Source organism: Paenibacillus fonticola DSM 21315 (assembly GCF_000381905.1).
Taxonomy (GTDB): Bacteria; Bacillota; Bacilli; order Paenibacillales; family Paenibacillaceae; genus Fontibacillus; species Fontibacillus fonticola.
This window is the reverse complement of record NZ_KB907265.1, coordinates 86,549-105,693: the sequence shown is the minus strand read 5'-3', so window position 1 is coordinate 105,693 and position 19,145 is coordinate 86,549. Positions and strand designations below refer to the sequence as shown.

Here is a 19,145-nt window from a genome sequence, read left to right as displayed (position 1 = left end):
GAATGTAATGGCTGTTTCGAAAGAGCGCATTGATGTCCTGCTCGTAGAGCAAGGATATTTTGACAGCAGGGAAAAGGCGAAAACCGCCATTATGGCAGGGCTCGTGTTTGGCAACCAGGAGCGGATCGAGAAGGCGGGAACCAAAATACCGAGGGATACGAAGCTGACAGTCAAGGGTGCGCTTCATCCTTATGTCAGCCGGGGAGGATTGAAACTGGAGAAGGCCTTGAAGCACTTCCATATTGATATGGAAGAACGGGTCATGCTTGATATCGGGTCGTCTACCGGTGGGTTCACAGACTGTGCGCTCCAGCATGGCGCCAGCTATGTATATGCGATTGATGTCGGATATAATCAGCTTGACTGGTCGCTGCGCAATGATAGCCGTGTCAATGTGAAGGAACGGACGAATTTCAGGTATATGACACCGGGGGATTTGGACGGCCCGAGGCCAAATTTGGCCAGCATCGATGTATCGTTTATTTCGCTGAAAATTATTTTGCCGCCTCTCGTAGAATTGCTGGACAAGCCTGCAGATATCGTCGCTTTGATCAAGCCTCAATTTGAGGCGGGTCGCGATAAAGTGGGGAAATCAGGGGTAGTGCGGGATTCTAAAGTACATCAGGAAGTGCTTGAATCCGTACTCGCCTTTGCGGCGGAATTAGGATATCGTTTGCAGGGACTTACATTTTCGCCGATTACGGGCGGTGAAGGAAATATTGAGTTTTTAGCTCACCTGCAGCTGTGCCTCCCGGAAGCGGAGGACCACCAGGCAGCGAAATCTCTGCAGCGAATACGCGATACCGCAATTCGTGTCGTACAGGAAGCGAAGGATACATTTACGACAAAAAGCCCATCCTATTGATGGGTTTTTTTTGTTGATCTCATCCGTTCATGTAAGCAACAAAAATTTTTATGCACTTATGCATTAAAAAGTTGCATGCAGAACGGGTGTTCGCTTATAATGGCAGTATAACGAATAATTATGTACCGCTACTTAATAATATCCACCTATAAAACAGGAGGTTAACGGGTTTCGTCGAATAATTCATCTGAGGTGATATTTCGATGAACGAATATACCGATGGTCTTCTGATGGTTATTATAGCTGGAATCGTGCTATTTTTACTGTACCGGGGATTTGCCTCCTGGCTGCGCAAGCCATTTAAGCTTGGCTCAAGCATTAGCTTTCACTTCAATGAAGTCATAATGGATCATCCGGCCATTGACTTGCTGGAAGCTGCGGGATATGAGGTCGTGAGTGATAAGCTGAAGGTTCCTCTGGCGTTCCGCGTGGAATCGCAAGTGTGGCATAGCCGGTTATTTATTGATTATGTCGCCAGGAAGCATGGAGAGTACTATTTGGTAAGGAAATCGCGGGAACGGCAGCCTATGGAATGGACAGGCTCCGGGCTGCGGAGGGATATTCTTCCCTACTTGCTGCTTTACCCGGATTGTGCTGGTGTGCTCTACATCGATACCGAGTCGGGACAAATCAAAGAAATCACCTTAAGCACCGATTTGGATGAAGCTGAAGAGGAATCACATATTACAGAAGCATGGAGGACAAGATGAAGGGTCAACGTCATATTAAAATCAGGGAAATTATTACGGGGCATGAAATTGAAACGCAGGATGAATTAGTAGAAGCACTGCGCCAGGCTGGGTTTCAGGTTACTCAGGCTACTGTATCACGGGATATTAAAGAGTTGATGCTTATTAAGGTTCCGACGGATGATGGAAAATATAAATACTCGATGCCGACGGCACAGCGGTTTAATCCTGTCCAGAAGCTGCAGCGGGCCTTGGTGGACAGCTTTGTGCATATCGATCATACGGGAAATCTTGTTGTGATGAAATGCCTGCCGGGAACTGCCAACTCAGTTGCGGTTCTGCTTGATAATATGGAATGGCCGGATTTGCTCGGTACAATATGCGGAGACGATACGATTTTGTTAATTTGCCGCAATGAGCAGTACAGCCACTATGTGATAGATCAAATTATGTCATTTATTTCCTGATTCATTAAACTTGTATTTTTTTATTTCGGGCGAAGGGGGCTGCCGTCACTTGCTAGTTCATTTATCTATTCGGAATTTAGCCGTCGTGGAAGCGGTGGATGTGACGTTTGACCGGGGCTTTCATGTGCTGACTGGTGAGACTGGAGCCGGTAAGTCAATTATTATCGATGCATTGGGACTTCTTTCCGGCGGGCGAGGCTCAGCCGAGCTGATTCGTTACGGCTGCGACAAAGCGGAAATGGAGGCGGCTTTTGCTCTGGCAAAGCATCATCCGGTTTGGTCTGTTTTGGAGAAACTGGGAATAGCGGCCGAAGCCGGGGAAGATCTCATTATCCGGCGCGAAATCAATGCTCAGGGGAAGAGTTCAGCCCGCATTAACGGACAGTTGGTCAATTTATCGATGCTTCGTGAAGTAGGGGAAGGACTAATTAACCTACACGGACAGCATGAACATCAGACACTGCTCTATCCGGACCGGCATTTACAGCTGCTTGATGCTTTTGGCTCCGAGGAAATTGCTCCTGCCAAAGCCAAGTACCAGAAGGCATATGCTGAATTCGTCCGAGTAGATAAAGAGTGGAGCGAGCTGCGGAGCACGAGCCAGCAAGCACTGCAAATGCTTGATTTGTACCGTTTTCAATTGGAGGAAATCGCTGCAGCTGCCCTTAAGCCCGGTGAGGATGAATTACTTTTAGAAGAAAAGGTCAAGCTATCACATAGCGAGAAAATGATGGAGTCCATTTCTGGCGCTTATGATGTTCTATATGGTCCTCAAGGGCTTGATGCTATCGCTAAGGCGGTATCCAGACTGGAGGATGTCGCCAGTTATGACCCGAAGGGAATCGCCCCCTTGTTAGAACAGTTGAAATCCGCCTACTATCAGCTGGAGGACGCTTCGTTTGGGCTGCGCGATTACCGGGACAACATTGAATTCAATCCAGTGCGGCTGGAGGAAGTGGAAGAGCGTTTGGATACCATCTCATCACTGCGCCGTAAATATGGAGATGATGTCCACGGCATACTTCAGTACTATGAACAAATTTCCCGCGATACAGACATGCTGGAAAACAAGGATGAACGGCTGGAGAAGCTGTCCGTGCAGCGAGAGCAGCTTCTCCAGACCGCTCTGGAAAAAGCGGCTCATCTTAGTTCTGTACGCCATAGAAAGGCCCGTGAACTGGCACGGCAAATCGAGGGTGAGCTTCAGGACTTGCAAATGGGACGAACTTCTATTCAAGTAAAGCTGGAGTTCACAGCAGATCCTCAAGGTGCAGAATGGAACGGTACGCGCGTTCGCTTGGGCAAACATGGAATGGATCATGCGGAGTTCCTTATTTCACCCAATCCAGGGGAGCCTCTCCGCTCTTTGAGCAAGATTGCTTCTGGCGGAGAATTATCCCGTATTATGCTGGCGTTGAAGAGTATTTTTGCGCGTCATGATGAAGTTCCTGTATTAATATTTGATGAGGTGGATACGGGGGTTAGCGGCCGTGCCGCACAGTCGATTGCCGAGAAGCTGTATCGGTTGTCAAATACGTGTCAAGTCTTCTCCATTACCCATCTTCCCCAGGTGGCTTGTATGGCTGATCAGCAGTATCTGATTGAGAAAGTCGTGGCGGATGGCCGGACGATGACCAAAGTTGAGCATTTAGGGGAGAGCGGGCGAATTAATGAGCTGGCCCGTATGCTTGGGGGCGTGGAAATTACCGACCGCACCCGCCATCATGCTCAGGAGATGCTCAAGCTGGCCGAAGCGCAAAAGGGTGCGATTTAGCGGGCGGAACAATGATTGACAGTAATAAAAGACCACACCCGGGGTATCTTATAGGTACGCAATTGGCGACCACCTTTTCGTCAAGCGAAAGAAGCTAAGGGAGCGTGACAGCCATTGAACCCGAACCTCAGGAGTAGATTTCTCGGTCTTTTACTTGCCTTCTTCTTTTGTTTTCTTGGCACGTCTGCAGCTGAAGGTCATTCGCCGAGTCTGCCGGACGAACTGCGCATGTTTCAGGGCCAGGGCGCACAAATTGATTTGGCCATACCAGTTTTGGCGGAAGTTAGTGTTGATCGGCCCGACGTCGTAATGTTAAACGGTCAACCTAACCCGTCGATGAAAGTATCCCTCGGCTCTCCGCTTAAGCTGTCCTCGCTTAACAGCGGCGAAGCAAAGCTCCGCATGAAGCTTTTTGGACAAATTCCTCTCAAGACAGTTAAAGTAAATGTCATACCAGACTTAAAAGTAATTCCCGGAGGACAGACGATCGGCGTTAAGGTGAAATCAGATGGTATCCTTGTAGTGGGGCATCATTTGGTCGCTACTGCCGGCAAAGCCAAAATATCTCCCGGAGAAGTATCAGGAATCCAAGCGGGCGATCTCATTACGCATTTAAATGGTTCCCGCCTCAAAGATGTGCATGATGTAGCCTCCCTGGTGGAGCAGGCAGGAAAGAAAAATGAGCCCCTTAAAGTAACCTATAAAAGAAATGGCCGAGAATATACCACATTGTTAACTCCCGTTATGGATAAACAGGACAAGGCATGGCGGCTTGGGTTATATATTCGCGACTCGGCAGCGGGTGTGGGCACGTTAACGTTCTATGCGCCTAAAGAGGGGGTATACGGGGCGCTCGGCCATGTCATTACCGATATGAATACGCAAACGCCGATCGTTGTGGGAAGCGGACAGATTCTGCAATCCAGCGTAACGTCCATTTCCAAGAGCGAAAGCGGCGAACCTGGCGAGAAACGAGCTCATTTTGTCAAAGAGGGAAAAATTCTTGGCACGATTGAGCGTAATACGCATTTCGGCATTTTCGGCAAGATGTCAGAGAATCCGGATCACAGCGTTTATAAAACACCGATTCCGGTCGCTTTTTCAGAAGAAGTTAAGGAAGGGCCGGCTGAAATTTTAACGGTGGTGGAAGGGCAGCAGGTGGATAGGTTTAAAGTGGAAATCGCTCATGTGTCGAAGCAAAGCGCTCCGCAAACAAAAGGTTTGGTTATCCGGATAACCGATCCTCGCTTAGTGGAGAAAACAGGGGGCATCGTGCAAGGGATGAGCGGCAGTCCGATTATTCAGAACGGTAAACTAATCGGGGCAGTGACTCATGTGTTTGTGAACGATCCCAGATCGGGTTATGGCTGCTTTATTGAATGGATGCTGCAGGATGCGGGTATTTTAAAAGGCCAATCAACAACAAATCTTAAGGCGAGCTAATTGCCTTAAGATTTTTTTATATTGAATGGTTGTAATTATTGGCAAATTGTCGTACAGTAAATGACTTGAGGGACTAAAAAGAAACAGCATGGCTCTGCTGACTCGTTACGACATGGTGAACGGAAAGGTGTGTCGAACGGAAACGAAATATCTCGTTATTTGTAAGTAACAATTTATTATATATCAAATATTAAAAAAAATAAATAAAAATAATTTTCGACAGAAGGAATTTACTATTGAATGTCGAATCCTTATCCTGGAAGAAGAATTAAGGAAACTCATAAACACAAGGAGGAAGTCGTCAGTGCAAAAAATTGAAGTGTTGTTGGCGGATGATAATCGGGAATTCACAAATTTGCTTGCAGAGTACATTTCCGAGCAGGACGATATGGTCGTTTCAGGTATTGCCTACAATGGCGAAGAAGTTTTGGAGATGATTGAGCATGCTTCCAGAGTTCCAGATGTACTCATCCTGGATATCATTATGCCGCACTTGGATGGATTGGGTGTGTTGGAACGTCTACGCGATATAAATGTCTCCCCACAACCTAAGATCATTATGCTGACCGCTTTCGGACAAGAGAACATTACACAACGCGCGGTTCAGCTTGGAGCATCGTATTATATTCTGAAACCGTTCGATATGGATGTGCTGGCCAATCGAATCCGGCAACTGGTTGGAGTCCAAAGCCTTTCCTCCAGCAGTTCACCGTCTTCTTCTTTTACGAAGTCGAATGTCGTTCCGCTTGGCAAGGGCAAAAATCTGGATGCGAACATTACTTCCATCATCCACGAAATCGGCGTACCCGCTCACATTAAGGGATACCAGTATTTGCGCGAAGCAATCACGATGGTTTACAACAATATTGAAATATTGGGAGCCATTACAAAAACATTGTATCCAGCGATCGCCGAGAAGTTCAAGACAACACCCTCCCGGGTTGAACGCGCCATCCGTCATGCCATTGAGGTGGCCTGGACACGAGGCAACATCGACAGCATCAGCCACCTGTTTGGCTATACGATCAACATCAGCAAATCCAAGCCTACAAATAGCGAATTCATCGCTATGGTGGCGGATAAGCTGCGCATTGAGCACAAGGTGAGCTGAAAAGGAAAGTAAGAATGAGGGGATGATTAACGTAATAGTAATCCAATCCCTTAAGTACTTTTTTTGTGACCGTTTTAATTAATTTTTGCAATAAACTTTTGAATAGCAAAGAACGAATACCGCTTATTTATTGGTTTACTATAAACCAATGCATAAGCGGTATTTTTTTATGGAAGCAGCGCAGCAGGGTCTTTAATGAAATGAAGGGTAACTATTCAATTAAATACAAAATTTGCCGAAGTAAAAACGAGGGCGTTCTTAAGTAACGAATAGAAAGGTAGGTAAGCATGAGTCCTTCAAATGAATATCGTTTTCAAGTCAATTTAAGCGGTATGATTGATATTTTATCCAATCATTTATACAGCAGTCCTAATGTTTTTATCCGAGAAATTTTGCAAAATGCAACGGATGCGATTACAGCGCGATATCAACACGATCCGTCCCATACTGGCAAAGTGGAGATTGAGCTTACGGGTGGCGGCGAAACCCCTGTACTGATGATCGAAGACAATGGTATCGGACTGACGGAGGCGGAGATTCACGAGTTTCTGGCGATGATCGGACATTCTTCAAAGACACGTACGGATCAGCTGCCGAGGGAAACCTCCTCTTTTATCGGTCGATTCGGGATCGGGCTGCTGTCCTGTTTCATGGTCAGTGACGAAATTGTATTGTTGACGCAATCCGTCCAAGGCGGTCCTTCTATGGAATGGAGAGGGAGGCCGGATGGAACGTACTCCATTCGCCAGCTAGGCAGTCAGCTTTCAACCGGGACCCGCATTTATTTGAAGTGCAAACCGGATTATGAGGAGTATTTCGATCATGAGTTTGTTGAAGAGTTGATTTTCTATTACGGGGCATTATTGCCTTATCAAATTACTTTGAAATCAGAGGCCAGCGGGATTCAGGTTCTGAATGAGGGGATGCCGATTTGGCTGTCCAATCCGGAACTGTCCCGGACACACAAAGAGGAAGTGCTTCTGCTGGGAGAGAAGCTGCTGGGGAGCACTTTCTCTGAGTTTATTCCACTCACCACCGCCTCCGGGAAAACAGGCGGCATCGCGTTTATTGTTCCGCATACGGTGGCGCTCAATACAAAGCGGGCTCATAGAGTGTATTTGAAGCAAATGCTAGTATCGGAGCGAGCCGAAAATATTTTGCCAGAGTGGGCATTTTTTCTGAAAAGCATCATATGGACTCAGGAATTGCAGCCGACAGCATCGCGCGAGCAATTCTACGAGGATGAATCGCTTGAGCGGGTGAGGGAAGAGCTTGGTGGATGCATTCGTAATGAACTAATGAGAATGGCACAGACAGACCCTGGGCGCCTGGAAAATTTAATGGTGCTGCACAGCCTATCCATGCGTGCGCTGGCGGCAGAGGATCAGACCTTCTATAGCATTATTTACCGCTGGCTGCCGTTCGAGACAACTTTCGGTACTAAAACGTTGGGCGAATTGGCCGATAAAGAGCAGGTGCTGTACTACACTCCAACGGTGGATCAATTCCGGCAAATTACACATGTGGCATCAGCGCAATCCTTTCTCGTCATTAACGGCGGATACATATATGGGCAAGAGCTGTTGGAGCACTTCCCGGAAATCAGACCTGAGGTTCAAGTAGAACAATTGAATCCAGAGGACGTATCGCTTGTTTTCACGGATTTAACGCTGGAGGAACGCAGTCAATATTATGATTTCGTACATATAGCAGATGCGGTTTTGCAGCGATTCCGCTGCCAGGCGCAGCTTAAACGGTTCAAGCCGAATGATCTGCCGGTAGTGTTTATCCCATCTTCAGATTCTTTGAGCTTGCGCTCTTTGGAGAGGGCGCAGGAAAGCAGTACAGCACCGTTTGCTTCTATATTGGGCAGCTTGAGCTCCATATATAATGAGGCAGCTTATTCCAATTTGTATTTTAATTTGGATAATCCGCTTGTAAGGAGACTTTGTACAGTTCGGCATGCGGAAGCGTTAGCTGTATCGGTAGAAACGCTGTATGTTAATGCATTGCTGATCGGACATTATCCGGTTAATCAGCAGGAAATGAAAATTTTTAATCAAGGCATTTTGCAGTTTATAAACTGGGGCATGACTTTGTTCGATCATAAATTAGGCGGTGAATATAGTTAATGACGATTTTTGAAGAGCTGATGATGGATGCGGAGCAGCTTCCGGATGGTCCAGCCAAACTGTCATTGCTGGAGGAAGCGGCAAAAATCGCCGATGAAGCTGGAGATATTCATCAAGGGTATAAAGCTCGCTTAGAGATTGTTGATGCTGCGAATTGGAGCGGGTATCCGCTCAAAGTGATTGCAGCCTACTCATGGATGCTAGGAAAATACGATCAATTTCCGAATGAGTTTGACGCTTTCCGCCTGTTGTGGAGGTATAAATGGATTATTTCTACGGTTGCCGGCTTTCCCGAAGTCTCAAGGCAGCAAATAGAGGATATGCTGGCAGATATGCGCAGACGCTTTCTGGAGCACGGTTACAGTGAACGGACTTATTTATCTTGCGAGTATTCGGCACTCCTTACTTTGAATGAAATAGAGGACGCAGAACTAATTTTTAAGAAATTCAGGCAGATGGACCGTGATGGTTTAAGTGATTGCCTCGCATGCGAGCAGAATGAGCTTGTAAACTATTATAATATTATGGATGAAGATGAATTAGTTATAAAATACGCAGAGCCTATTCTTAACGGAAAGATGAGGTGTAGTCGCGTACCGCATTTGACATACTCCATGGTTATGATGCCACTGTATCGCTTGGGCCGAATAGAGGAAGCCCTCCAGTACCAGAAGAAGGGATACCGTATGATTAGAGGGGATATTAGTTATATTTGGGGTATAGCTAATCATTTGGAGTTTTTTGCTCATCTGGATTTGGCAAAGGGATTGGGCATTTTTGAAGAGAGTATTCCATTGCTGTCCGAAGTGGAGGATTCTGAGTCTCGGATGGTCTACTATACGAAAAGCGCATTTTTTATGAAAAAGCTGGTTGAAGCGGATGTACCATTTATGGTCAAGCTGCCTAAGGCTTTAACGGACCAGCAAAGCTTCGGCAGCTTTACGGATCTGCAAAAGTACCTTGTTAACCAGGCTCTGATATTAGCTAAGCTTTTCGATCAGAGAAACGGAAATTCAGGAAATTACGAATGGCTGGAATCTTTGGAAATTTGGTAGAATCCTCATCGATTTTATAAAAGCCCCCCTAGAAATTCATTGGATACATTCCAGGTGTCTATTCTAGGGGGGACTTCATTTGGTCAGGTAATGGATCTTTTTTAGCACCAAAAAACTCCAGATACGAGAGTACCTGGAGAAGAGAAGTAAAAAAGGTTATGAAGAACGGTGTCTTCATTATCATTGTAGTATTTGAATATAAAGAAGACAAGCAGCATTTGCTGGAAAATACGACTGCCATGGAAACGGCCATCATGGTGCCTGAACCGGAAATATGAATGGCCTTGTCATCGCCCTGATGATCACCACCACTATAGGTATCGGCATTTTGTTTTTTAACGTCCGAAATCGACGTTTCAAAGTGTGATACAATGAAGCTGTCAATGGCAAATTAAGAGGAGTAGGAAGATGAACAAAATAACCTTCGATGAACATAAATATCAGTCCCTGCTTGATGATCCGGCGATGACAGAGCAGTATAAAGAGCTAATCCGAGAATTGCTGGAGCAGGCGGGGCAATTGACGGCTGAAAATGCGCGTCTGCGGCGAGCATTGCTGCGAGCATCATCCAACGGACCGCGAATGTCCAGTAAGTTGAAAGATGCTCTGTATGAATGACATTGCTAAACAATAAACCCTCTTTATCCCGGTTTGCCGGATGAAGAGGGTTTATTGTTTATAGTCATTTTTATGTCGAGAAAAAATGACTAGCTGGGAAAATTTATATTTGAAGAGTGAAGCGTTAAAATGTAAATTGTGAATATATTATGTCGCCGGAGGTTCTGTTTTTTTCTTGAACCGTGGGCTGAGATAGTTCCGTTTATGATCGCGAAAAAAGATCCAGCCGCCCAGAAAGCCGATTCCGGCAAAGAAAAGAACAACGCCAAAACCAAAATCAAGCCAGTCGAAGTAAACATGGCTTAGCGAATCGTCACCGTGCCTGGACATATATAGAAATAAAGCGTCCTTCATTTTAAGGAAGCCGATCATGGCCGCGATACCGGGAATAACAAGAATAATGATGGCAATAAAACGGGATATCATCAATTTCATAAATGTCGAATGTCCTTTCCTCGTAAAGTGAGTCGTGTCATTTGTCTATATTGTTTATCATACCTTCTTCTAAGACGGCTGTCTATTTAGCCCGTCTTGTTTGTATTGTGGCGAAAAGGAGGTACAATAAGGAACGAGAAGTATTTTCGGTAATCTATTGGGATAGGTGGAGATCGGATATGACGATAACATGTGATGTGGCAGTGTTAGGCGGAGGAACCGGAGGGTACGTGGCAGCGATTCGCGCAGCCCAGCTCGGTAAACAGGTGATCATTATAGAGCAGGACAAGCTTGGAGGGACGTGCCTGCACCGGGGCTGCATTCCGAGCAAAGCACTGCTGCGCAGCGCAGAGTTATACGCACAAATGAAAGATAGTGCGAGCTTCGGGATTGAGGCGAGCGGATTATCCCTCGTTTTTCCTAAGGTTCAGGAGAGGAAGCAGGGCATCGTTGATCAATTGCATAAAGGCATCCAATATTTGATGCGCAAACATAAAATACAAGTTATCCATGGCAAAGGCAGAGTGATCGGCCCTTCTATTTTCTCCCCGAAAAGCGGGGCTGTGGCGGTTGAATTAGCTGATGGAGAGATGGAGACCATTGTGCCAGCCAATTTGATCATTGCGACCGGATCCCGTCCGCGGACGCTTCCGGGGCTGCTCCCTGACGGCAAACATGTGCTTAGCAGCGACGAGGCGATGGTACTGGAGGAACTGCCTGCATCGATCATTGTTGTCGGGGGCGGAGTAATCGGCGTGGAATGGGCGTCGCTGCTTCATGACTTTGGCGTAGAAGTGACCGTGGTGGAAGCAGCCTCCCAGCTGCTGCCAAATGAAGATGAAGAGGTGGCGAGCGAACTTCGGAAGCAGCTGCAGCGCCGCGGTATTCAAGTTTTGACCGGATACCAGGTACAGCCGGATACATATACCCAGGACGATAACGGAGTCGTTATTACGGCAGTACGCGGGGAAGAAACGGTGCAGCTGCAAGGGGAAAAGCTACTGATATCTATCGGCCGGCAAGCGAATGTGGAAAGTATCGGTTTGGAAAATACGGATATCGCCCTTGAGCATGGCTTTATTCGTGTCAATCAAGCTATGCAGACGACGGAGCCGCATATTTATGCCATCGGAGATTGTATCGGAGGGCTGCAGCTTGCTCATGCAGCAAGTCATGAAGGGTTGACCGCCGTGCATCATTTGGCAGGAGAGCCGTCTCATAACTATGATGCTGCTCAAGTGCCCCGTTGTGTATACAGTCGGCCAGAAATTGCCTCGATCGGACTGACAGAGAAGGAAGCAAGGCAAAAAGGACTGGACATCAAAATAGGCAAGGTGCCGTTCTCGACGATCGGTAAAGCGCTCGTTCACGGCGAGAAGGGCGGTTTCGTGAAGATTATTGCGGACAGCACAAGCAACGATATTGTCGGTGTTCATATGATTGGCGCTCATGTGACAGAGCTGATTGGACAAGCGGGGTTGGCACAAATATTGGATGCAACGCCATGGGAAGTAGGCCAGACTGTTTTTGCCCATCCTTCCCTGTCGGAAATATTGGGCGAAGCCGCCCTGGCCGTTGATGGTATGGCGCTTGGAATATAGGGAATCTTTATATTGCCCGATAAAGTCACATAATCATTACAAAGTATATTTTCTTTTTGCAGTAAAAGGGATTATAATAAGGTTAAGCCAAGTCTTAGTACCAGGTTTTAAGATTAGAACAAACCTGGCTGCTAACGGCTGAGGCTCTAATCAAAGGAGGTAACTCCCATGAACGCAAAAGTATCAACGAAAACACAGCCTAAGCATGAGCAGCTCGGATTGAAGGATGCTGAAGTGGTGGACATGTACAAATATATGCTGCTCGCACGTAAGTTTGATGAGCGCAACCTGCTGCTGCAGCGGGCGGGCAAAATCAACTTCCACGTATCCGGCATCGGGCAGGAGACGGCACAAGTAGCAGCTGCATTTGCACTTGACCGAGAGCAGGACTATTTCCTGCCGTATTACCGTGATTATGGTTTTGTGCTGTCCGTCGGCATGACGCTGAAAGAATTAATGCTGTCCGCGTTTGCCAAAGCGGAAGACCCGAACAGCGGCGGGCGGCAAATGCCAGGCCATTTCGGCTCAAAGCGCCTGCGGATCGTTACGGGCTCCAGTCCAGTGACAACGCAAGTACCGCATGCCGTCGGCATTGCGCTTGCCGCAAAAATGAAGAAGCAGGATTTCGTATCCTTTGTGACCTTTGGGGAAGGCTCCAGCAACCAGGGAGATTTCCATGAAGGGTTAAATTTTGCCGGTGTGCAGAAGCTGCCGGTCATTTTCATGTGTGAAAACAACCAATACGCTATTTCGGTTCCGGTGAAGAAACAGCTGGGCGGAAGAGTCGTCGACCGGGCACAAGGCTATGGTTTCCCTGGCGTTCGCGTGGACGGCAATGATGCTTTAGAAGTTTATCGCGTCGTTAAAGAAGCGCGCGAGCGCGCTCTCCGAGGGGAAGGGCCAACGCTGATCGAAGCGATGATGTACCGCCTGTCCCCCCATTCTACGTCGGATAATGATCTCGTATACCGTACGAAGGAAGAAGTCGACGAGAATTGGAAGAAGGATGGCATTCCTAAGATGAAGAGCTATTTGATCGAGAATGGCTTATGGAGTGAGGAGCAGGACGAGGCTTTAACGAAACATATTTCGCAGCAGCTCAAGGAAGCGATTGAACAGGCTGAGAACGCGCCGTTTCCTAAGCCAGAAGATACGCTGCTGCATGTGTATGCGGATAGCGAAGGGGAGGAATAATCATGCCGGTAATGGAGTATATCGACGCTATTCGCCTGGCGATGAAAGAAGAGATGGAGCTTGACGACAACGTCTTCGTACTTGGAGAAGACGTAGGCGTGAAGGGCGGGGTGTTCACAACGACCAAAGGCTTGCAGGAGCAGTTCGGGGAACAGCGCGTGCTGGATACACCCTTGTCCGAATCGGCGATCGCCGGCGTAGCTATCGGGGCCGCGATGTACGGCATGAAGCCGATCGCGGAAATGCAGTATTCGGATTTCATGCTTCCGGCAACAAATCAAATTATTAGTGAAGCGGCTAAAATCCGCTACCGTTCAAACAACGATTGGAATTGTCCGGTCGTTATCCGCGCTCCGATCGGAGGCGGCATATTTGGTGGATTGTATCATTCCCAGTGTGCGGAGTCGATTTTTTTTGGGACGCCGGGCTTGAAAATTGTCGCTCCTTATTCGGCATACGATGCCAAAGGGCTGCTTAAAGCGGCTGTACGCGATCCGGATCCCGTCTTGTTTTTTGAGAACAAGAAATGCTATAAGCTGATCAAGGAAAATGTACCGGAAGACGATTATATCGTACCGATTGGCAAAGCCAAAGTGCTGCGTGAAGGTACGGATATTACGGTTATCGGCTACAGCCTGCCGCTGCATTTTGTTATGCAGGCTGCGGAGGAGCTGGAGTCGGAGCAAGGAATCAGCTCTCACATTTTGGATTTGCGGACGCTTCAGCCGCTCGATCGTGAAGCGATCATTGAAGCGGCACGTAAGACAGGAAAAGTATTAATCGTGCATGAAGATAACAAAACTGGCGGCGTTGGGGCCGAGGTGTCGGCAATTATCGCGGAAGAGTGCCTGTTTGAGCTGGATGCCCCGATTGAGCGGCTGTGCGGTCCGGATGTTCCCGCGATGCCGATTAGCCCGCCGATGGAGAAGTTCTTTATGCTCAATAAAGATAAGGTCAAGGAAGCAATGCTTCAATTGGCTCTGTATTAAATGGGAGTGAGGGACAATATGCCATCCAATAAAACATTGCAAGATGTAGTCATGCCGCAGCTGGCGGAATCGCTCGTTTCTGCAACAATCGGCAAATGGCTGAAGAAACCGGGAGATGCTGTAGAGCAATACGAGCCGATATGCGAAGTGATTACGGATAAGGTAAATGCCGAAATCCCTTCTACTCTGGACGGAGTAATGGGTGAACTGTTAGCGGAGGAAGGCCAGGAAATCGAGGTGGGCGCGGTGATTTGCCGGATTGAAACGGCAAGCGGCAACGCGTCATCCGCATCGGGCGCAGACTCGGGCCAGTCCGCAGCTTCTGGTCAAACCGCGGAATCCGGGGGCCGGTCTGCTTCAGTTTCCGCTGCCTCCATCGCCACCACAGCATCCGGTGACCAAGCGCAGCGCAGTCGTTATTCTCCTGCCGTACAGACGCTGGCGCAGCAACACGGGCTCGATTTAAGGGCAATAATCGGCAGCGGACTGGGCGGCCGCATTACTCGTAAAGATGTGCTCAATTATTTGGAAAATAATAAAGGATCTGCTGCGCCGCAAACCCGGCCTGCGGTGCCCGCACCTGCTAATGCGCCGTTTCAAGCGGTGTCTAACGAGTTGAACGCCATCTCCGAGCCGGTGCGCAACTCTGGTTTGCATTTGTCGGAGACACCGAAGATTCCGACGATAGAAGTCGAAGGCGGAGACCGCTCTGAATATTTTATAGATGTAACACCGATCCGTAATACGATCGCTACGCGCATGAGGCAAAGCGTATCGGAAATTCCTCATGGCTGGATGATGATCGAAGTAGATGTGACCAACCTCGTACAGCTGCGCAACAAACTGAAGGATGAGTTCAGGCAAAGAGAAGGCGTTAACCTGACTTATCTGGCTTTTCTCCTAAAAGCGGTTGTTGGTGCGATCAAGGATTACCCGATCATGAATTCGGTTTGGGCGGTCGATAAAATTATCGTGAAGCGGGATATTAATATTTCCCTTGCTGTAGGCACAGAGGACTCAGTTATGACACCGGTGATCAAGAAGGCTGATCAGAAAAATATCGCCGGCCTCGCCCGGGAAATTGAAGATCTGGCCACGAAGGTAAGAGCTGGAAAACTGAAGCTGGATGATATGCAAGGCGGTACTTTTACAGTAAATAATACCGGATCTTTCGGCTCAATACTCACCCAGCCGATTATCAATTACCCGCAGGCCGCCATTTTGACTTTTGAGTCTATCGTGAAGAGACCGGTCGTGATCAATGATATGATCGCCGTACGATCGATGGCGAATTTGTGCTTGTCGCTAGACCATCGGATATTGGATGGCGTCATCTGCGGCAGATTTATGCAGCGCGTGAAAGACAATATGGAGAGCTATTCCTTGGATACGCAAGTGTATTAATAATACAGCTAACTAGTAAATAAAGGAAGTCTTCTGAAAGGCGATGAACCGTATGACGAAATCTTTGGAAGTCACCTATTTCCCGATGATGGAATACGGAGAGGCTTGGGACAGGCAAAAAGAGATCGTGAAGGCGATCGACGAAGGGCAGCAGGGTCACCTGCTGCTTCTTCAGCATCCGCCAACTTATACGATCGGCTCATCCCGCCATCCGGAGCATTTGCTGTTAAGCCCGGAGCAGCTGCAGGAACGGGGCATTTCCTTGTTTGAAATTGATCGCGGGGGAGATATTACATACCATGGACCCGGTCAGTTGGTCGGTTATCCTCTGCTGTGGCTGGACGGCAATGAAGGGATCGATCTGCGCGGATATTTAAGGGGAATTGAGCAGGTCATCATTAACTATTTGGCTGAATATAATGTGACGGGTTCGCGAAAGCCGGATTATACCGGCGTATGGGTTGGGGATGAAAAAATAGCCGCAATCGGCGTGAAATTCAATAAATGCCGCCGGAGAAAAGGCTTTATTACGAGCCATGGCTTTGCGTTTAACATTAAATCCGGCATACAGCAAGACGGATTTCAAGGCATTATCCCCTGCGGCATTCAAGAATATGGGGTAACCTCCCTGGAGGATATAACCGGGCGTACCTTTTCCGTGGAGCAGGTCGCGGGTGAAATCGTCCCTTATTTTACAGAGGTTTTTGGCATTTCGAGCATCAATGGCCCTTGGCAGGGAAGCCCGAGAGCTTAACGGAACAGCAATGGCTCAATGAGAGCGAGCACTACGGAACCGATCATGGCGAATAACATTAAATATACGATGACTTTGAACCACTTTTTCTGCATCATAGGTTAAAAATCTCCTTTAAGAAATATACTCTCATTAATATTAGCGCAAAATAGAAAGCGAGGAAAGTCCAGTGATCAACAAAGACAGAATCATCGGACAATTTATAGAGCTGGTGCAAATCGATAGCGAGACGAAGCACGAACGGCAAGTTGCCGACTTTCTGAAGGCAAAGCTTGCGGAACTTGGCCTTGAAGTAGTAGAAGACGATTCTCAGAAAAGAACAGGGCACGGAGCAGGCAACCTCATTGCGACACTGCCGGCAGTACCGGGCATTGATGCCCCTTCCTTCCTGTTTACATGCCATATGGATACGGTGGCGCCGGGTAACGGGATTAAGCCTGTTATCGGTGAGGACGGATGGATTCGCAGCGACGGAACAACGATACTCGGTGCGGATGATAAGGCGGGATTGGCCGCACTGCTTGAAGTGATCCAGGTGCTGCAAGAACAGCAGCTGCCACACGGGCGGATTCAATTTGTAATTACGGCCGGGGAAGAATCCGGGCTAATGGGGGCTCGTGCGCTGGAGCGCCGGTATTTGGACGCCAGCTTCGGCTTTGCTATCGATTCAAACGGGGAAGTCGGCTCAATTTGCGTAGGAGCACCAACGCAAGCACGGATCGAAATTGAAATATTTGGGAAGTCCGCCCATGCTGGAGTCAATCCGGAGGATGGCATCAGCGCGATACAAGTGGCAGGGAAAGCAATCTCCCGTATGAAGCTGGGCCGGATAGACGAAGAGACGACGGCGAACATCGGCAAGTTTGAAGGCGGAGGACCGACCAATGTCGTCACCGACCATGTCAAGCTGTACGCTGAGGCGCGCAGTCTTTCGCCTGAAAAGGTGGAGCGCCAGTTGGCCTTAATGGAGAAGGCGGTGAATAGCGCCTGTCAGGAGTTTGGCGCCCAAGGAGAATTCCGCAGCCACATTATTTACCCTGGATTTTATTTGACCGAGCAGGATGCTGTCGTTCGATTGGCGCAAACTGCTGCGGAGAAGCTTGGTTTATCCGGCCGGCTGTTTACTTCCGGCGGAGGGAGCGACGCGAATATTATTAACGGGCTAGGCATTCCTACCGTCAACCTCGCTGTCGGTTATGAAGAGATTCATACGACGCAAGAACGCATTAAGAGCGAGGACATTGTGAAGGTAGCCGAGTATGCGCTTGAAATTATATCTGAAACAGTAAATGGCAATCAGAAGCGCTAAGCCGTACTGAGCGTATATATATCTGATTGTTTGATTATATTTGACTGATATCTGACAGATATTTGACTAGTATTTGACTAGTATCTGACTAATATCAGTTAAGTGCCGGCTTAACGTCAGTTGACTGCAGCGGGCATCTTTTTTTGTTGTTTAGTTGATCAGGTCAGGCAGCGAGGCCTCCATGTTTCTCAACTGCGCAGGGCTCCAGCGCGTATGCCAGTGGGTTCCCTCAATGATGTTCAGCGTTTGCTGAATTTTGTTTAGATATTTGAAAATTTTCTCTCTCTCCTCTTGGAGCGGATGATAAAGCTCGATCCGTCTTAACAGGTTGTCCATCGTTTCCTGCAAATGACAGGATACCGCCCCGAAACGGGCAGAGGACAGCTCGGGGGCCTGCTTGATCAAAGCCTCAAAAATAGGCGACGCCTTGGTATAACGCCGTTCATCGTACAGCATTTCGGCCGATATATAAGCGGCCTGTTGGAAAAGCTGCTGTGAACCGAGCGTGAGCGGGTCGGGAAGGCGGGACAGTTGGGCTTTGGCTTGACGGGTAAAGCCTTCGCGATATAACGCCGATACCAGGAGGCATTGCACAAATTCATCGCCCTGTGCAGTTAATTGCTGTGCAGCTTCATGCATGCCTAGCGAAATAGCCAGACCTAGAATCCGGCTTAAGTGGGAAATGTGCATGTGTTCTATTGAGGAAACGCCCTGTTTCTGCAGCTGACAAAGCTGGGCCAGCTGTTTTAGAGTCGCAGTGTGGCCGTTCTCTGTCTGCTCTGCGTTGTTTAAGCAAGTATCGATAAACGGGCCAGCCTCTTCCGCCTTCCCGGTACGAAGGAGGATTTTGGCGTGAAGTACGCACATTTCCTGGCTATGCAGCAGTTCGGGAACGAAAAACGATGCAGCTGTCTCGTATGCCCCTAGCTTAAATAAAATGCGGATAAGCAGTTCCTTGCCCGCGGGAAGCTTGTGCTGTTCAATAGCAGTCCAAAGTGCTGCTGCGATTTCACTGTCCGGCTTATGCGAACGATACAGCTGTAATCCGAAATCCAGCAGCGTTTGCTCTGCACCGGAATCTGATTTGAATTCAAGTGCATATTCGCAAAGCTTGGTTTTCACGATCGATCACCTTCATAGCGGCTTGATCTTCTTGAGGCGATAAGATCCTTTACTTTTACATTTGGCCCGGATTGCTTTTTCCACTGCGACAGAAGTATCCGGACCTCCCAGGCTTTTCCTTGAACGTGAAGAGATTGAGGGGTGAAATAGCTCTTCATAGAGGTGCACCTTCCTTGTTCGGGT

Annotated in this window: 18 protein-coding genes; 15 read left to right on the top strand and 3 right to left on the bottom strand. The window is 48.1% G+C overall.

Annotated elements, in window-relative coordinates:
• Nucleotides 1-7: 7 nt before the first annotated feature.
• From G358_RS0120095 to G358_RS0120050, 9 genes are all read left to right on the top strand, one after another.
• Entirely contained in the window at nt 8-865 is an 858-nt protein-coding gene (locus G358_RS0120095) for a TlyA family RNA methyltransferase (RefSeq protein ID WP_019639051.1), read from the top strand.
• Between the two features lie 203 nt (nt 866-1,068).
• A complete protein-coding gene (locus G358_RS0120090) occupies nt 1,069-1,575 on the top strand; it encodes a hypothetical protein (RefSeq protein ID WP_019639050.1) in 507 nt (168 codons plus the stop codon).
• On the top strand, nt 1,572-2,021 hold the full coding sequence (gene ahrC / locus G358_RS0120085) for a transcriptional regulator AhrC/ArgR (RefSeq protein ID WP_019639049.1): 450 nt from the start codon (nt 1,572-1,574) through the stop codon (nt 2,019-2,021). Before G358_RS0120090 ends, ahrC begins: the two co-directional genes overlap by 4 nt.
• 49 nt (nt 2,022-2,070) lie before the next feature.
• Complete coding sequence (recN, locus tag G358_RS0120080; protein ID WP_019639048.1) at nt 2,071-3,795, top strand: DNA repair protein RecN; 1,725 nt, start codon at nt 2,071-2,073, stop codon at nt 3,793-3,795.
• Nucleotides 3,796-3,909: 114 nt separating this feature from the next.
• Nucleotides 3,910-5,238, top strand: coding sequence for a SpoIVB peptidase (gene spoIVB / locus G358_RS0120075; RefSeq protein ID WP_026342382.1), 1,329 nt, complete (start codon nt 3,910-3,912; stop codon nt 5,236-5,238).
• A gap of 304 nt (nt 5,239-5,542) precedes the next feature.
• Nucleotides 5,543-6,349, top strand: a complete 807-nt coding sequence (gene spo0A / locus G358_RS0120070; RefSeq protein ID WP_019639046.1) for a sporulation transcription factor Spo0A — start codon at nt 5,543-5,545, stop codon at nt 6,347-6,349.
• Between the two features lie 287 nt (nt 6,350-6,636).
• Nucleotides 6,637-8,481 (top strand): HSP90 family protein, encoded by a 1,845-nt coding sequence (locus G358_RS0120065; protein ID WP_019639045.1) that lies wholly within the window; start codon nt 6,637-6,639, stop codon nt 8,479-8,481.
• Complete coding sequence (locus G358_RS0120060) at nt 8,481-9,536, top strand: hypothetical protein (protein ID WP_019639044.1); 1,056 nt, start codon at nt 8,481-8,483, stop codon at nt 9,534-9,536. Before G358_RS0120065 ends, G358_RS0120060 begins: the two co-directional genes overlap by 1 nt.
• 408 nt (nt 9,537-9,944) lie before the next feature.
• Nucleotides 9,945-10,154, top strand: a complete 210-nt coding sequence (locus G358_RS0120050) for a hypothetical protein (protein WP_019639042.1) — start codon at nt 9,945-9,947, stop codon at nt 10,152-10,154.
• Between the two features lie 147 nt (nt 10,155-10,301).
• Here G358_RS0120050 and G358_RS0120045 read toward each other — a convergent pair whose 3' ends face one another.
• Nucleotides 10,302-10,589, bottom strand: coding sequence for a DUF2627 domain-containing protein (locus tag G358_RS0120045; protein ID WP_019639041.1), 288 nt, complete (start codon nt 10,587-10,589; stop codon nt 10,302-10,304).
• A 179-nt stretch (nt 10,590-10,768) separates the two neighbouring features.
• Here G358_RS0120045 and lpdA point away from each other — a divergent pair, with 179 nt between their 5' ends.
• The 5 genes from lpdA (at nt 10,769) to lipB (ending at nt 16,531) form a co-directional block, all read left to right on the top strand.
• Entirely contained in the window at nt 10,769-12,190 is a 1,422-nt protein-coding gene (gene lpdA / locus G358_RS0120040) for a dihydrolipoyl dehydrogenase (RefSeq protein WP_019639040.1), read from the top strand.
• 168 nt (nt 12,191-12,358) lie between these two features.
• Nucleotides 12,359-13,384, top strand: a complete 1,026-nt coding sequence (locus G358_RS0120035) for a thiamine pyrophosphate-dependent dehydrogenase E1 component subunit alpha (RefSeq protein ID WP_019639039.1) — start codon at nt 12,359-12,361, stop codon at nt 13,382-13,384.
• A 2-nt stretch (nt 13,385-13,386) separates the two neighbouring features.
• The gene (locus tag G358_RS0120030; RefSeq protein WP_019639038.1) at nt 13,387-14,373 is read left to right on the top strand and encodes an alpha-ketoacid dehydrogenase subunit beta; all 987 of its coding nucleotides are present in this window, start codon (nt 13,387-13,389) and stop codon (nt 14,371-14,373) included.
• Between the two features lie 18 nt (nt 14,374-14,391).
• Nucleotides 14,392-15,777, top strand: a complete 1,386-nt coding sequence (locus G358_RS0120025; protein ID WP_019639037.1) for a dihydrolipoamide acetyltransferase family protein — start codon at nt 14,392-14,394, stop codon at nt 15,775-15,777.
• Between the two features lie 43 nt (nt 15,778-15,820).
• A complete protein-coding gene (gene lipB, locus G358_RS0120020; protein WP_019639036.1) occupies nt 15,821-16,531 on the top strand; it encodes a lipoyl(octanoyl) transferase LipB in 711 nt (236 codons plus the stop codon).
• On the opposite strand, the gene prli42 is transcribed toward lipB, so the two are convergent.
• Nucleotides 16,528-16,629: a stressosome-associated protein Prli42 gene (prli42, locus tag G358_RS32520; RefSeq protein WP_019639035.1), complete on the bottom strand. Its 102-nt coding sequence runs from the start codon at nt 16,627-16,629 to the stop codon at nt 16,528-16,530. The two genes, lipB and prli42, sit on opposite strands and share 4 nt — an antisense overlap.
• A gap of 71 nt (nt 16,630-16,700) precedes the next feature.
• Between prli42 and G358_RS0120010 the strand changes: the two genes are divergently transcribed.
• Entirely contained in the window at nt 16,701-17,840 is a 1,140-nt protein-coding gene (locus G358_RS0120010) for a M20/M25/M40 family metallo-hydrolase (RefSeq protein ID WP_019639034.1), read from the top strand.
• Nucleotides 17,841-17,990: 150 nt separating this feature from the next.
• Here G358_RS0120010 and G358_RS31840 read toward each other — a convergent pair whose 3' ends face one another.
• Entirely contained in the window at nt 17,991-18,962 is a 972-nt protein-coding gene (locus tag G358_RS31840; protein ID WP_019639033.1) for a hypothetical protein, read from the bottom strand.
• Nucleotides 18,963-19,145: the final 183 nt, after the last annotated feature.

Excerpts from the sequence above, each read along its gene's own strand:
- G358_RS0120035 (WP_019639039.1), top strand. The coding sequence starts at position 12,359 with ATGAACGCAAAAGTATCAACGAAAACACAGCCTAAGCATGAGCAGCTC.
- lipB (WP_019639036.1), top strand. The coding sequence starts at position 15,821 with ATGAACCGTATGACGAAATCTTTGGAAGTCACCTATTTCCCGATGATG.
- prli42 (WP_019639035.1), bottom strand. The coding sequence starts at position 16,629 with ATGATGCAGAAAAAGTGGTTCAAAGTCATCGTATATTTAATGTTATTC.
- lpdA (WP_019639040.1), top strand. The coding sequence starts at position 10,769 with ATGACGATAACATGTGATGTGGCAGTGTTAGGCGGAGGAACCGGAGGG.
- G358_RS0120050 (WP_019639042.1), top strand. The coding sequence starts at position 9,945 with ATGAACAAAATAACCTTCGATGAACATAAATATCAGTCCCTGCTTGAT.
- G358_RS0120090 (WP_019639050.1), top strand. The coding sequence starts at position 1,069 with ATGAACGAATATACCGATGGTCTTCTGATGGTTATTATAGCTGGAATC.
- G358_RS0120030 (WP_019639038.1), top strand. The coding sequence starts at position 13,387 with ATGCCGGTAATGGAGTATATCGACGCTATTCGCCTGGCGATGAAAGAA.
- G358_RS0120045 (WP_019639041.1), bottom strand. The coding sequence starts at position 10,589 with ATGAAATTGATGATATCCCGTTTTATTGCCATCATTATTCTTGTTATT.
- G358_RS0120095 (WP_019639051.1), top strand. The coding sequence starts at position 8 with ATGGCTGTTTCGAAAGAGCGCATTGATGTCCTGCTCGTAGAGCAAGGA.
- G358_RS0120060 (WP_019639044.1), top strand. The coding sequence starts at position 8,481 with ATGACGATTTTTGAAGAGCTGATGATGGATGCGGAGCAGCTTCCGGAT.
- ahrC (WP_019639049.1), top strand. The coding sequence starts at position 1,572 with ATGAAGGGTCAACGTCATATTAAAATCAGGGAAATTATTACGGGGCAT.
- G358_RS0120025 (WP_019639037.1), top strand. The coding sequence starts at position 14,392 with ATGCCATCCAATAAAACATTGCAAGATGTAGTCATGCCGCAGCTGGCG.
- G358_RS0120065 (WP_019639045.1), top strand. The coding sequence starts at position 6,637 with ATGAGTCCTTCAAATGAATATCGTTTTCAAGTCAATTTAAGCGGTATG.